This window comes from Streptomyces sp. NPDC056835 (genome assembly GCF_042789485.1).
Classification (GTDB): Bacteria; Actinomycetota; Actinomycetes; order Streptomycetales; family Streptomycetaceae; genus Streptomyces.
On the sequence record NZ_JBHUBB010000002.1, the window covers coordinates 274,501 to 288,097 of the forward strand.

Annotated in this window: 13 protein-coding genes; 3 read left to right on the forward strand and 10 right to left on the reverse strand. The window is 70.7% G+C overall.

The window, feature by feature from the left end; genetic code table 11:
* Nucleotides 1-94: 94 nt before the first annotated feature.
* Genes ACFRMN_RS03780 through ACFRMN_RS03825 form a run of 10 tightly spaced genes read right to left on the reverse strand, consistent with a single transcriptional unit; the run spans nt 95 to nt 9,836 of the window.
* The gene (locus tag ACFRMN_RS03780; RefSeq protein WP_383012659.1) at nt 95-1,669 is read right to left on the reverse strand and encodes an NADH-quinone oxidoreductase subunit N; all 1,575 of its coding nucleotides are present in this window, start codon (nt 1,667-1,669) and stop codon (nt 95-97) included.
* A complete protein-coding gene (locus ACFRMN_RS03785) occupies nt 1,666-3,309 on the reverse strand; it encodes a NuoM family protein (protein WP_383013032.1) in 1,644 nt (547 codons plus the stop codon). Before ACFRMN_RS03785 ends, ACFRMN_RS03780 begins: the two co-directional genes overlap by 4 nt.
* A 27-nt stretch (nt 3,310-3,336) precedes the next feature.
* Entirely contained in the window at nt 3,337-5,346 is a 2,010-nt protein-coding gene (locus ACFRMN_RS03790; protein WP_383012662.1) for an NADH-quinone oxidoreductase subunit L, read from the reverse strand.
* Nucleotides 5,343-5,732: an NADH-quinone oxidoreductase subunit NuoK gene (gene nuoK / locus ACFRMN_RS03795; RefSeq protein WP_383012665.1), complete on the reverse strand. Its 390-nt coding sequence runs from the start codon at nt 5,730-5,732 to the stop codon at nt 5,343-5,345. The genes ACFRMN_RS03790 and nuoK overlap by 4 nt, the downstream gene beginning before the upstream one ends.
* On the reverse strand, nt 5,732-6,352 hold the full coding sequence (locus ACFRMN_RS03800) for an NADH-quinone oxidoreductase subunit J (protein WP_383012668.1): 621 nt from the start codon (nt 6,350-6,352) through the stop codon (nt 5,732-5,734). Before ACFRMN_RS03800 ends, nuoK begins: the two co-directional genes overlap by 1 nt.
* On the reverse strand, nt 6,349-6,909 hold the full coding sequence (locus tag ACFRMN_RS03805) for a NuoI/complex I 23 kDa subunit family protein (RefSeq protein WP_383012671.1): 561 nt from the start codon (nt 6,907-6,909) through the stop codon (nt 6,349-6,351). The genes ACFRMN_RS03800 and ACFRMN_RS03805 overlap by 4 nt, the downstream gene beginning before the upstream one ends.
* The gene (locus tag ACFRMN_RS03810) at nt 6,909-7,877 is read right to left on the reverse strand and encodes an NADH-quinone oxidoreductase subunit H (protein ID WP_383012674.1); all 969 of its coding nucleotides are present in this window, start codon (nt 7,875-7,877) and stop codon (nt 6,909-6,911) included. Before ACFRMN_RS03810 ends, ACFRMN_RS03805 begins: the two co-directional genes overlap by 1 nt.
* Complete coding sequence (locus ACFRMN_RS03815; RefSeq protein WP_383012677.1) at nt 7,874-8,767, reverse strand: NADH-quinone oxidoreductase subunit C; 894 nt, start codon at nt 8,765-8,767, stop codon at nt 7,874-7,876. Before ACFRMN_RS03815 ends, ACFRMN_RS03810 begins: the two co-directional genes overlap by 4 nt.
* Entirely contained in the window at nt 8,764-9,453 is a 690-nt protein-coding gene (locus ACFRMN_RS03820) for an NADH-quinone oxidoreductase subunit B (protein WP_383012680.1), read from the reverse strand. Before ACFRMN_RS03820 ends, ACFRMN_RS03815 begins: the two co-directional genes overlap by 4 nt.
* The gene (locus ACFRMN_RS03825; RefSeq protein ID WP_240045916.1) at nt 9,444-9,836 is read right to left on the reverse strand and encodes an NADH-quinone oxidoreductase subunit A; all 393 of its coding nucleotides are present in this window, start codon (nt 9,834-9,836) and stop codon (nt 9,444-9,446) included. The genes ACFRMN_RS03820 and ACFRMN_RS03825 overlap by 10 nt, the downstream gene beginning before the upstream one ends.
* A gap of 178 nt (nt 9,837-10,014) precedes the next feature.
* Between ACFRMN_RS03825 and ACFRMN_RS03830 the strand changes: the two genes are divergently transcribed.
* From ACFRMN_RS03830 to ACFRMN_RS03840, 3 genes are all read left to right on the forward strand, one after another.
* On the forward strand, nt 10,015-11,193 hold the full coding sequence (locus ACFRMN_RS03830) for a sensor histidine kinase (RefSeq protein WP_383012683.1): 1,179 nt from the start codon (nt 10,015-10,017) through the stop codon (nt 11,191-11,193).
* Nucleotides 11,194-11,358: 165 nt separating this feature from the next.
* Nucleotides 11,359-12,672, forward strand: coding sequence for a sensor histidine kinase (locus ACFRMN_RS03835; protein ID WP_383013035.1), 1,314 nt, complete (start codon nt 11,359-11,361; stop codon nt 12,670-12,672).
* Nucleotides 12,673-12,932: 260 nt separating this feature from the next.
* A complete protein-coding gene (locus ACFRMN_RS03840; RefSeq protein WP_383013038.1) occupies nt 12,933-13,592 on the forward strand; it encodes a response regulator in 660 nt (219 codons plus the stop codon).
* The last annotated feature ends 5 nt before the right edge of the window (nt 13,593-13,597 follow it).

Consider the following 13,597-nt stretch of genomic DNA (forward strand, 5'->3'; position numbering starts at 1 on the left):
TACGCCGTCCGGGTGGCGGTGGTACGGGCCGTGGTGGTGTGACGTGGTGCGCGGGGTCGGTACGGGGCTCAGAAGAGGCCGGTTGGCGCGCGGCTCAGAAGAGGCCCGTACCGGCGAAGCGTAGTACGAGCTGGGGCACCCCGGAGAGGGCGACACCGGCCGCGGCCGTGAGCGCGATGGCGACGGCGAGGGCCGCGGGGGGCCGGCCGATGGCCACCTCGTCGCCCCCGGACTCCGGGGCCGCGCCGACGGCTTCCGCCGCGCCGGTACCGGCCTCCGGCTCCGCCTCCGGCGCGCGGAAGAGGACCGCCGTCCACTGGAGGTAGTAGTACAGCGCGATCACCACATTGGCGGCCATGACGACGGCCAGCCAGCCGAGGCCCGCGTCGACGGCCGCGGAGAAGACCGTGACCTTGGCGAACAGGCCGATGATGCCCGGCGGCAGTCCGGCCAGGCAGAGCAGGAAGAAGCCCATCGCGAGGGCGACGAGGGGCCGCCGTGCGTAGAGGCCCTGGTAGTCGGAGAGGCGGTTCAGCGGCTTCGTACGGGCCACCAGCGCGACGACCGCGAAGGCGCCCAGATTCACGACGGCGTACATCAGGGCGTACGCGACGGTCGATCCGATCCGGTCGCCGCCCGCGTACGCCGCTGCGGCGATCGGCACCAGGAGATAGCCCGCCTGGGCCACGGACGACCAGGCCAGCAGCCGTACCGCGCTCCACGCGCGGGTGGCCGACTGACGCAGCGCCGCCGCGTTGCCCAGGGTCATGGTGAGCGCGGCGAGGACCGCGAGGACCGGGCCCCACACCTCGCGGTACGAGGGGAACGCGATGACGGTCACGAGGATGAGGCCGGAGAAGCCGACCGCCTTCCCGACGACGGAGAGGTACGCGGCGATGGGCAGGGGCGCGCCCACATAGGTGTCGGGCACCCAGAAGTGGAACGGGGCGGCGGCCGTCTTGAAGGCGAAGCCGACGAGGGTCAGGGCGACGCCCGCCTTGGCGAGGGTGTCCAGCTGGCCGGGGACATGCCCCAGTTCCGCGGCGATCCGGGTGAGGTGGAGGGTGCCGGTCGCGGCGTACACGAAGCTGACGCCCAGCAGCATCACGGCGGTCGCGGTCACCGACGAGAGGAAGAACTTCAGCGCGGCCTCGGAGGAGAGCCGGTCACCGCGCCGCAGTCCGACGAGCGCGAACGCGGGCAGCGACGCCACTTCGAGGGCGACGACCAGAGTGGCGAGATCACGCGAGGCGGGCAGCAGGGCGGCGCCGGCCGCCGAGGCGAGCAGCAGGAACCAGTACTCCCCTACGGGGAGTTTCCCGCTGTCGTGGAGCGAGATCAGTGCGGTGAGCAGCGCCCCGCCGAGCACCAGCAGCTGGATGACCAGCGCGAAGTGGTCGGCGGTGTAGCCGCAGACGTCGGCGTCGTTGGTGAGGCAGAACGTCGAGCGGTCGCCGGCGCGCAGCGGCAGGAGGGTGAGGAGCGCCGCGACCAGACCGGCGATCGCGATACCGCCGAGGAGCGGCTTGCGGTGTTCCGGTACGAAGAGATCGGCGACGAGCACGATCAGGGCGACCACTGCCGTGATGGTGGGGGGCGCGATCGCGAGCCAGTCGATCGACTGGACGAGGCTGGCGGCGCCGGCGGCGCTCTCGGCGGCCACGGTCACGACTTGCCTCCTGCGAGGAGCTTCTGCACGACGGGGTCGGTGAGGCCGAGCAGGACAGCGGGCCAGAGTCCGGCGAGGACGGTGAGGACGACGAGCGGGGTCCAGGCGGCGAACTCATAGGTCCGCACGTCGGTGAAGCGCGCCGTCGGCGCCGTCGGCACCGTCGGTCCTTCGGGCCCGTGCGGTCCTTCGTGCCCGTGCGGGGCTGCCTGCGGGTGCGGGGCTTCCTGCGGGTGCGCGCCCATGCAGACGCGGCGTACGACGATCAGCAGATACGCGGCGGTGAGCAGCGTGCCGAAGCCCGCGATCACCATGAAGGTGAGGAAGGCGGGGCGGCTCAGCCCCTCCGCCGGGTTGAAGGCCCCGAACATCGCGAGCATCTCGCCCCAGAATCCGGCGAGGCCGGGCAGGCCGAGGGAGGCGACGGCCGCGAAGGCGAGCAGACCGCCGAGGCGGGGGGCACGGCCGTAGAGCGCGGCGCCGGTCGCCCCGGCGAGGGTGTCGAGGTCGGCGCTGCCGTACCGCTCCTTGACCGCTCCGACCAGGAAGAACAGCAGGCCGGTGATGAGGCCGTGGGCGATGTTGGCGAAGAGCGCGCCGTTGACGCCGGTGGGCGTCATGGTCGCGATGCCGAGCAGGACGAAGCCCATGTGGCCGACGGAGGAGTACGCGATCAGCCGTTTGAGGTCGCCGCCCGCGCCCTGCTTGGCCAGCGCGAGACAGGCCAGGGAGCCGTAGATGATGCCGACGACGGCGAAGGCCGCGAGATACGGCGCGAAGGTCCGCATGCCGTCGGGGGCGATGGGCAGGATGATCCGGACGAAGCCGTACGTACCCATTTTGAGCAGCACGCCGGCGAGGAGCACCGAGCCGACGGTCGGGGCGGCGGTGTGGGCGTCGGGCAGCCAGCTGTGCAGCGGCCACATCGGGGTCTTGACCGCGAGGCCGAGGCCGATCGCCAGAACGGCGATGAGCTGCACGGATGTGCTGAGCCCACGGCCGTTGTCAGTGGCGAGTGCCACCATGTCGAATGTGCCCGCGTTGAGCCCGATCAGCAGCAGGCCGAGCAGCATGACCACGGAGCCGAGCAGCGTATAGAGGATGAACTTCCAGGCGGCGGCCTGCCTGCCGCCGGGGACGCCTTCCGAGCCGCCCCAGCGGGCGATGAGGAAGTACATCGGGATCAGCACCATCTCGAAGGCCAGGAAGAAGAGCACGAGATCGAGGACGGCGAAGGTCGCGAGCGTGCCGGATTCGAGCACGAGCAGCAGGGCGACGAATCCCTTGGGCGAGGGGCCCGGAGGCATCTTGAAGTAGCTGTAGAGCGCGCAGAGGAAGGTCAGCAGCGCGGTCAGGACCAGAAGAGGGAGGGAAATGCCGTCGATGCCGAGGTGGATCCGGACGTCCAGGGCCGCGATCCAGCTGATGTCCGTCGTGGCCTGGATCTTTGACGGCTGGTCATGGTCGAAGCCGAGTGCCAGGACGATCACGGCGACGAGGATCGCGCCTGTCACTGTCACGCCGTGGCGCAGCACGGCCTGGTCGGGGCTCTTGCCCCGCAGTCCGGGCGGGGCCGGGAGGAGCGCCGCGACGGCCCCGATGAGCGGCCCGACGACGATCAACGCGAGAAGGAACTGCATCACGGATTCACTGATATCGATCACGGCTCACGCTCCGGCGGCGACGAGTACGGCGGCGATCGCCAGGACGACGGAGCCGGCCAGCAGGGCGCTGAGGTAGGTCTGCACGTTTCCGGTCTGGGCACGGCGTACGGCGGCACCGAGCCAGCCGGTGCCGGTGGCCGCGCCGCGTACGTACGTGTCGACGACCTCGCGGTCGAGGAAGCGGACCAGCTGGGCGGCCGCCAGGACGGGGCGTACGAACAGCCGGTGGTAGACGGCGTCGAGATGGAAGCCGGCCGCCGCGTGGCGGTGGAGCGGCCCCAGCAGGAGACGGGCGGGGTCCGCGGGGTCGGGTGCGCCCGCGATGGAGCCGTACACCTGGGTGTGGATCTCGATGGCTTCCCTCTCCGCGAGGGCGGGCTCCGTGTCGGGGTGGGGGACGACGGCCCCGATCGGGGTGCGGGCGGCCAGCGCCGAGGTGTGCCGCCAGCAGCCGTAGGTGATCAGACCGCCGACGAGCGCGACGCCCGTGCCCAGGACGGAGGTGGTGAGGTTCGGGGCGAGGCTGTGGCCGTCGAACCAGCCGGGGAGATAGCCGATGGCCAGGCCGAGGCCGATGGTGGGGATGGCCAGCACCCACAGGACGGCGTTCATGGAGAGGGGCTGCTTGCCGTAGTCGGGGACCTCGGAGCCCCGGCCGCGGAAGGTCAGCAGCCAGAGGCGGGCCGCGTAGGCGGCGGTGAGGAGGGCGGTGAGCAGTCCGGCGATCAGTACGGTCCAGCCCGCCGCTCCCGGGGCGGCGCCGCCGGATTCGCCGAGGGCCGTGTGCTCGGCGGCGACGAGGACGGACTCCTTGGAGAAGAAGCCGGCGAAGGGAGGGATCGCGGCGAGCGCGAGCAGGGCGACGGTCACCGTCCAGTAGGCGTCCGGGATGCGCTGGGAGAGGCCGCGCATCCGGGACATGGCGGCCAGTGAGTTGGTGCCGGCGGCATGGATGATCACGCCCGCGCCGAGGAAGAGGAGTGCCTTGAACGCGCCGTGCGCGATGAGATGGAAGACGGCGGCGCCACGGTCGCCCACGGCCAGGGCGCCCGACATATAGCCGAGTTGGCCGATGGTCGAGTAGGCGAGGACGCGCTTGATGTCGTCCTGCGCGAGGGCGGCGAGCGCCGAGCCGACCATCGTGATCGCGGCCATCACGGCGAGCACCACCAGGGCGGCGGCCGAGGCGGCGAAGACGGGAAGGAGCCGGGCCACGAAGTAGGTACCGGCGGCGACCATCGTCGCGGCGTGGATCAGCGCGGAGACGGGTGTGGGACCCGCCATCGCGTCGGGCAGCCAGGTGTGCAGCGGGAACTGCGCGGACTTGCCGGCCACACCCGCGAGCAGCAGCAGCGCGATCAGGGTGGGGTGGTCGAGGCCACCGTCGGCGACGGTCTTCAGCACGCCGGTGATACGGAACGTCCCGGCGTCGGTGGCGAGCGCGAACAGCCCGATCAGGAAGGGGACATCACCGAGTTTGGTGACGAGGAAGGCCTTGAGGGAGGCCGCGCGCGCCTCGGGCGTCTCCCAGTAGTGGCCGACGAGGAAGTACGAGCAGATGCCCATGATCTCCCAGCCGACCAGCAGCACCATCAGGTCGCCGGAGTAGACGACGAGCAGCATGGCGGAGGTGAAGAGCGAGACCAGAGCCGCGTAGGAGGGGTAGCGCGCGTCGCCGCGCAGATAGCCGGTCGAGTAGATCTGCACGCACGACGCGACGACGCCGACGAGGACGGCGACCAGGGCCGCGAAGCCGTCGATGTGCAGGGCGAGGTCGATGGGGACCGAGCCGGTGGGGGTGAGCTGGGTCGCGGCGTCCAGCGGTGCCGTTCCGTTGCCGTCGCCGCCGCCCTGGCGTACGGCCACGGCGATGGCGAACGCCGCCGCGGCCAGGGTCGGCAGGATGGCAAGCGGGCGTACGAACCCGGGTGAGACACGGCCGAGCAGCAGCCCCGCGACGGCGCCCAGGAAGGGCAGGAGGGGGACGAGAACGGCGAGGGTCGTGGTGGTCACGCGGTGGCCTCAGCCTTCTGCGCCGGGGCGGCGTCGGTCGCTTCCGGTCCGGCGCCCCCAAGGGTGTCGGGGCCCCCGGAGCCTTCGGCGGTGTCGCGGAGCCTGTCGATGTCCGAGGTGCCGCTGTTGCGGTAGACCATCAGGACGATCGCCAGGCCGATGCCGATCTCCGCGGCGGCGATGGCGATGACGAAGAGGGTGAGCGCCTGGCCGGCGTGCAGGGTGTCGCGGAGCCAGACGTCGAAGGCGACCAGATTGAGATTGACGGCGTTGAGCATCAGCTCGACGGACATCAGGACGAGGATCGCGTTGCGCCGCGCGAGCACTCCGTACAGCCCGGTGCAGAACAGCAGGGCCGCGAGCACGGCGGGATAGGCGAGATGCATCAGCGCTGCTCCTTACCGCTACGGCTGTTCTTGGCGGCGGTGCTGTTCTTCGCGGCGGTGCTGCTCTTCGCTGTGCTGCTCTTCGCTGTCGCGCCGCGCTTACGGGAGAGGACGATCGCTCCGACGAGTGCGGCCAGCAGGAGCACGGAGAGTGCTTCGAAGGGCAGTACCCAGTTGCGGAACAGGAAGTGGCCGGTCACCTCGGTGGAGCCCTGCGCGGGCCCGTCCAGGTCGATCCAGGTCGTACGGAACGCGTCGACGACCACCCAGACCAGGGACCCGGCGGCGACGACGGCCACCGCGAGGGCGACCGGACGGTTGCCCGAATCGGCGTCCGGGGAGCGGCCGATGGGCGCCTTGGTGAGCATCAGCCCGAAGAGAAGGAGGACCACCACGGAACCGAGATAGATCAGGACCTGCACCCAGGCGATGAACTCCGCCGTGAGCAGCAGATATTCGACGGCCAGGCCGCCGAGCGTGACGACCAGCCAGAGAGCGGCGTGCACCAGCTGTTTGGTCGTGACGGTGACGATGGCCGCGCCGAAGGTGACCAGCCCGACGAGGAGGAAGGCGATCTCGACACCGCTGGGCGACAGGAAGCCGTGCGCTGCGGGGCTCACTCGCCCGCCTCCTGTTCCCGCTCCCGCCGCGCCGCCGTCGCGAGCTTCTCGACGGTCTTGCGGGCGGCGCCGAGCTCCTTCGGCTCCTCGGCCGCCGGGTCGAGAGCGGGCGGCGCGGGCACCGTCCACATCCACTCGCGGAGCTTGTCCCGCTCGTGGGTGAGGTCACGGATGTCCGTCTCCGAGTACTCGAACTCCGGCGACCAGAAGAGAGCGTCGAAAGGACAGACCTCGATGCAGATACCGCAGTACATGCAGAGCGCGAAGTCGATGGCGAACCGGTCGAGGACATTGCGGCTGCGTTCGCGCCCTCCGGGGACGGCGGCCGGCACCGTCTCCTTGTGGGAGTCGATATAGATGCACCAGTCGGGGCACTCACGGGCGCAGAGCATGCAGACCGTGCAGTTCTCCTCGAACAGTCCGATCACCCCACGGGTGCGGGGCGGGAGTTCGGGCTGTGCTTCCGGGTACTGGTGGGTGACGGTCTTCTTGGTCATCGTCCGCAGGGTGACGGCCAGGCCCTTGGCCAGACCGGAGCCGGGAAACGAGGGGGCCATTAGTTGATCGCCACCTTCACGATGCCGGTGAGCGCGATCTGCGCGAGAGCGAGCGGGATGAGAACGGTCCAGGCGAGCTTCTGCAACTGGTCCTCACGCAGCCGCGGGTAGCTCACCCGCAGCCAGATGACGAGGAACGCGAGGACGGCCGCCTTGAGGAGCGTCCAGACCCAGCCGAGTCCGTCGTCCCCGAGCGGGCCGTGCCAGCCGCCGAGGAAGAGGACGGTGGTCAGTGCGCAGAGGACGACGATGCCCGCGTACTCGGCGAGCAGGAAAAGCGCGAAGCGCAGTCCCGTGTATTCGGTGTAGGCGCCGAAGATGATCTCGGAGTCGGCGACGGGCATGTCGAAGGGAGGGCGCTGGAGTTCCGCGAGACCGGCGACGAAGAAGACGAGGGCGCCGACGATCTGCCAGGGCAGCCACCACCACTCGAAGGCGTTGAGGATGCCGGGCAGGGAGACGGTACCGGCCGCCATCGCGACGGAGGCGGCGGCGAGCAGCATCGGCAGCTCGTACGCGAGCAGTTGTGCGGCGGTACGCAGACCACCGAGGAGGGAGAACTTGTTGGCCGAGGCCCAGCCCGCCATGAGCGAGCCGAGCACCCCGATGCCCATCACGGCGAGCACGAAGAAGATGCCCGCGTCGACGACCTGGCCGACCGCGCCCTCGCTCGGGCCGATGGGGATCGCGACCAGCACGAGGAGGTACGGCAGAAGCGCGACGGCCGGGGCGAGTTGGAAGATCCGGCGGTCGGCGTTGGCCGGGACCACATCCTCCTTCTGCGCGAACTTGACCCCGTCCGCGACGAGCTGGGCCCAGCCGTGGAAGCCGCCCGCGTGCATGGGGCCGAGACGGCCCTGCATATGGGCCATCACCTTGTGTTCGGTCTGACCGACGACAAGGGGAACGACCAGGAACACGGCGAAGACGACGGCCAGCCGGAGGGCGACGTCGAGTACGTCGTTCACGCGTCTCCTTCGGGGCGGCGGTCGCTCTCGGGGTTTTCGGGCTCGGGGCTTTCGGGCTTAGGGCTTTCGGGCTTGGGACCTCGGGGCTTGGGACCTTCGCTCCGGGGGCTTTCGCTCTCAGGGTTCTCGGTCGAAGGGGGCTTGCGCCACGGCGCGTCCGGGGTCGTGCCCTCCGGCTGCTGGCTCGCCGAGCCCTGCGTGACGCTGCGCGCGCGGCGGACCGGGCGGTCGCCCGCGGCGCCACCGCCACCGGCACCCGCGCCACCGGCACCCGCGGCGCGTGCCCCGCGGGCGGGTCGGGCCGGCGCCGGGGGCAACTGTCCCTTGAGGGGGCCCCATTCGTTCGGGTCGGGCACACCGGGCGGGAGCATCTGGCGCCGCTTCGGGCCACCGTGTTCGGACTCCCCCGGCTCCTTCGCACCCGGCCACGCCTTGACGACCCGCGCCGCCAGAACGAAGTCCTTGCGCAGCGGATACCCCTCGAACTCCTCGGGGAGAAGGAGGGGAACGAGATGGGGGTGGCCGGAGAAGGAGACGCCGAACATCTCGTGCGTCTCGCGCTCGTGCCAGCCCGCGCCCGCGTAGACGCCGACGGCCGTGGGCAGGACGGCCGCGTCGTGCGGGACGGTCGTACGGACCAGCAGCCGGCGGACCGTACCGCCCTCCAGGGCGACGACATGGGCGCAGACGCGGAAGCCTGTGCCCGGCTCGTCGACCGCGCTCAGCCAGTCGAAGTAGGTGCAGCCCAGCCGGTCGCGGGCGGTTTCGAGAGCGGGGATCCAGGACTCGGCGGGGACATCGACCGTCAGCAGGTCGTAGGTCCGCTCGGCCGTGGCCCCCTCGCCGAAGAACTCGGCGGCGGCGTCCGGCAGCCGGTCGTATGCGTTCACGAAGCGCTCTCCCCCGGCGTCGGCGGCGGTGGCGGGGTGACCAGTCCGCTGCGCAGTGCGGCGGCCGACGGCCGGCCGGCCGAGGCGTAGCGCTCGCCGAGCGATTCGCGGGCGATCTTCTCCTGGAGCTTCAGGATGCCCTGGAGCAGCGCCTCGGGGCGGGGCGGGCAGCCCGGTACGTAGACGTCGACCGGGATGATCTGGTCGACGCCCTTCGTCACGGAGTAGGAGTCCCAGTACGGGCCACCGCAGTTGGAGCAGGCGCCGAAGGAGATCACGTACTTGGGCTCGGGCATCTGCTCGTACAGCCGCTTCACGGCCGGCGCCATCTTGTCCGTGACGGTGCCGGAGACGACCATCAGGTCGGCCTGGCGCGGTCCCGGGGCGAAGGGGATCACTCCGAGCCGGATGAAGTCGTGCCGGGCCATGGACGCGGCGATGAACTCGATGGCGCAGCAGGCGAGTCCGAAGTTGAAGACCCAGAGGCTGTAGCGGCGGCCCCAGTTGAGGACCACCTTCATGGGCTGCGGTGCCAGCCGGGAGAGCACACCGAGCCGCTTTCCGCTTCCGCTCGTGTCTCCGATACCGGTCGCGTCTCCGGTTCCGATCCCGGCGGGCCCGTCGGCGGGCCCGTCGGCGGACACGGTTGGCAGGAGTTCGGGAGCGGGAGTGGGGGTCACGTCCATTCCAGGACGCCCTTCTTCCATGCGTAGAGCAGTCCTACGGCCAGGAAGCCGAGGAAGATGAACATCTCGACCAGCGTCGTGGCGCCGTATCCGGGGGCGGCGAAGACGGTCGCCCAGGGGAACAGGAAGATCGAGTCGACGGCGAAGATCACATAGAGGAACGCGTAGACGTAGTAGCGGACCTGGGTGTGTGCCCAGCCCTCGCCCACGGGGTCCACGCCGCATTCGTAGGTGAGCAGTTTCTCCGGCGTCGGCACCACCGGCCGCAGCAGCCGGCCCGCCCCGAAGGCGACGGCGACGAACAGCACGCCGACGACCGCGAGCAGTCCGACCACCGAATAGCTCTGGAAGTAGTCCGACGCGAGAACGGTCGGTTGCGACACGTCCGCCCCTCGCTCCCTGACCTCGTAGCAGCTTCTTCGACGATCTGTACGGACGGGAGTCTAGGCCCTGTTAAAGGTTCGGTAAGCAGCCGCGTCCCGCATAGTGGGGTTATCCCTACTCCGGCGGGCCCAGCTACCCCATGGCGCGCGCCATCCGCTACGTGCAGGCTTGGTCCTTATGACCGTGAGCAGCAGCCTCCCCGACGATGACCGTCCGCCACCCGCGCGCTTCGCGTTCGACCGGCACACCTGGAAGGAGATCGCGCACCTCCTGGTGAACCTTCCGGCTTCGCTGGTCGGATTCATCTATGTGGTGTTCACGGTCTCCACCGGTGTGGGGCTTTCGGTGACGGTGGTCGGGCTGCCGTGGCTGGTCTGCGGTCTCGCGGGCGCTCGGCTGCTCGGCCGGGCGGAGCGGGCGCGGGCGCGCGCGCTGCTCGGGGTACGGATCGACGAGCCGAGCCCGCTGCACGGCCCCGGACGGCGCCCCGACGGGCTGCTCGGCCGGATATGGGCCGGGCTGAAGGATCCGGTGGCCTGGCGGACCGTGCTGTACGAGTTCATCCGGCTGCCCTGGGGCGTGCTGACGTTCGGCGTCACGCTGACCGGCCTCTTCGTGTTCTGGCCGGTCCTCCCCTACGTGGCGCGCGGGCTCGCCAATGTCGACCGGGCGATGGTGCGGGCGCTGCTCTCGCCCTCCGACGAGCTGGAGCGGCGGATCGCGGAGCTGGAGTCGGACCGGGGGGTGGTGGTCGACACGGCCGCCGCCGATCTGCGCCGTATCGAACGCGATCTGCACGACGGCGCGCAGGCCAGGCTGGTGGCCCTGGCCATGGGGCTCGGCCTCGCCAAGGAGAAGCTGCTGGAGGATCCGGAGACGGCGGCGAGCATGGTCGACGAGGCGCACGGCGAGGTGAAGCTGGCGTTGCAGGAGCTGCGCGATCTGGCGCGCGGTATCCATCCGGCCGTCCTCACCGACCGGGGGCTGGACGCGGCGCTCTCCTCCATCGCCTCCCGCTGCACGGTCCCGGTGAAGGTGACCGTGGATCTGGACGAGCGGCCGGCCGAGGCGATCGAGGGCATCGCGTATTTCACGGTCTCCGAGCTGCTGCAGAACGTCAGCAAGCACAGCGAGGCGCGGATGGCGGCGGTGGATGTGTGGCGACGGGACGACCGGCTGCTGATCCAGGTGCAGGACGACGGGCGCGGTGGCGCGCGGCTGGACGGCGGTACGGGCATGTCCGGGCTGTCCGAGCGGCTCGACGCGGTCGACGGTCTGTTCGTCCTCGAATCCCCGGCCGGCGGGCCGACGATCGTCACGGCGGAGCTGCCGTGGCGGCGGCGCGGTAAGGGCTGAGTTCGGCTCCGGGGGGGGCGCGACCACACCTCGGGGGTGGGGAAAACCCCAGGGCAAAGACGGAGACCGGCCTCATGGTGCGGGCGCTCCGGCCCCGGGAGCATGGAGGACATGGAAGCACGCAGCCCGCTCTCCTTCAGCCCGCTCGCAGAACGGACCACACCCATGGCCTTGGATTACGGATCGCAGCCGCGGCCCCACTTCCTTCCGCCGGCCCTGCGCGCCCCGGTGGAGGGGCGCACCTGGCGCGAGTTCGGCTATCTGCTGCTCAGCCTGCCCATCAGCACGGTGCTGTTCAGCTACGCGATGGTGACCATCGCGCTCGGGGCGGGGCTGCTGGTCACCTTCCTCGGGGTGCCCGTGCTGGCGGTGGGGCTGGCCGGCTGCCGCGGCTTCGGGATGATGGAGCGGGCGCGGGCGCGGGGGCTGCTGGGGCTCGATGTGCCGGATCCGGCGCCGGCCCGGGGCGCGAAGAGCGGGCTGATGTCCTGGGTCGGCGCGGTGCTGAAGAGCGGGGTGTCCTGGCGCCATCTGCTCTACGCGATCCTGCATTTCCCGTGGGCGGTGTTCGCGTTCGTGGTGTCCCTGACGTTCTGGAGCGTGGGCTGGGGGCTGTTCTCGTATCCGCTGTGGCATTGGGTGTTTCCTGACCATCTCGACCAGTCGGGAATCGCGATCTACAGCGACGGCGCGGGGGACGGCTTCTTCCTGGACACCCCGTTCGAGATAGCCGCCACCTCCGTGGTGGGGCTGGTGCTGGTGCTCTTCTCCCCCTGGCTGATACGCGGCCTGGCGACGGTGGACCGGCTGCTGGTGATGGGGCTGCTCGGCCCGTCCCGGCTGGCCACCCGGGTCTCGGAGCTGGAGTCGGACCGGGGGGTGGTGGTCGACACGGCCGCCGCCGATCTGCGCCGTATCGAACGCGATCTGCACGACGGCGCGCAGGCCAGGCTGGTGGCCCTGGCCATGGATCTGGGGCTGGCGAAGGAGAAGCTGGCGGAGGACCCGGAGGCCGCGGCTCGTATGGTCGGCGAGGCGCACGGCGAGGTGAAGACGGCGCTCCAGGAGCTGCGCGATCTGGCGCGCGGCATCCATCCGGCCGTCCTCACCGACCGGGGACTGGACGCGGCGCTGTCCGCCGTCGCCTCCCGCTGCACGGTCCCGGTGAAGGTGGAGGTCGATCTCCCCTGCCGGCCGGCCGCCGCGATCGAGGGGATCGCCTACTTCACGGTCTCCGAGCTGCTGCAGAACGTCAGCAAGCACGCCAGGGCGAGCCTGGCGACGGTGGAGGTGTGGCAGACGCAGGACCGGCTGATGCTTCAGGTCACGGATAACGGCAGGGGCGGGGCGGACGCGACGGCGGGCAGCGGACTGGCCGGGCTGGCGGAGCGGCTGGACGCGGTGGACGGGATCCTGGTCATCGACTCCCCGGCCGGCGGTCCGACGACGGTGACGGCGGAGCTGCCCTGGCGGGGCTGACGCTGCTGACGCTCATGGAGCGAGGTACGGCGTGACCTCGTACGGCGACCTCGTACGGCGTGACTGCGTACGGCGTACCTCGTACGGTGCGACCTCGTACGGTGTGCTGCCTTCCGGGCGCCCCCGCCCGGGAGGCTTCACCAGGCGGTGGGGCCCATTTCCTGGCGGGTGGGCGCGGAGCGATCCGAATACTGGGATGCTGGAGGGCACACAGGGGACAGATCTCACCTCATGGGGGCGGCAACATCGTGGAGGACAGAGTGCGGGTCGTCATCGCCGAGGACTCAGTGCTGCTGCGGGAGGGCCTGACCCGGCTGCTGACCGACCGCGGGCACGATGTCGTCGCCGGTGTCGGTGACGGGGAGGCGCTTATCAAGACCGTGGGTGATCTGGCGGACCAGGGCGCGCTGCCGGATGTGGTGGTCGCGGACGTACGGATGCCGCCGACCCACACCGATGAGGGGGTACGGGCTGCCGTGCGGCTGCGCCGGGACCATCCGGGGATCGGGGTGCTGGTGCTCTCGCAGTACGTCGAGGAGCAGTACGCGACCGAGCTGCTGGCCGGCAGCAGCCGGGGCGTGGGGTATCTGCTCAAGGACCGGGTGGCCGAGGTCAGGGAGTTCGTGGACGCCGTCGTCCGAGTGGCCAGGGGCGGGACCGCGCTGGACCCCGAGGTGGTCGCCCAGTTGCTGGGCCGGAGCCGGAAGCAGGACGTGCTGGCGGGGCTGACGCCCCGCGAGCGTGAGGTCCTCGGGCTGATGGCCGAGGGGCGGACGAACTCGGCGGTCGCCAAGCAGCTGGTCGTGAGCGACGGCGCGGTCGAGAAACATGTCAGCAATATCTTTCTGAAGCTTGGGCTTTCCCCTAGTGATGGGGATCACCGCCGGGTGCTGGCCGTGCTGACGTATCTGAGGTCCTGACCGGG

Bases quoted from the DNA above. Each gene is read 5' to 3' on its own strand.
- ACFRMN_RS03785 (WP_383013032.1), bottom strand. From the start codon at position 3,309: ATGCAGTTCCTTCTCGCGTTGATCGTCGTCGGGCCGCTCATCGGGGCC.
- nuoK (WP_383012665.1), bottom strand. From the start codon at position 5,732: ATGCATCTCGCCTATCCCGCCGTGCTCGCGGCCCTGCTGTTCTGCACC.
- ACFRMN_RS03805 (WP_383012671.1), bottom strand. From the start codon at position 6,909: ATGGCCCCCTCGTTTCCCGGCTCCGGTCTGGCCAAGGGCCTGGCCGTC.
- ACFRMN_RS03820 (WP_383012680.1), bottom strand. From the start codon at position 9,453: ATGGACGTGACCCCCACTCCCGCTCCCGAACTCCTGCCAACCGTGTCC.
- ACFRMN_RS03830 (WP_383012683.1), top strand. From the start codon at position 10,015: ATGACCGTGAGCAGCAGCCTCCCCGACGATGACCGTCCGCCACCCGCG.
- ACFRMN_RS03835 (WP_383013035.1), top strand. From the start codon at position 11,359: ATGGCCTTGGATTACGGATCGCAGCCGCGGCCCCACTTCCTTCCGCCG.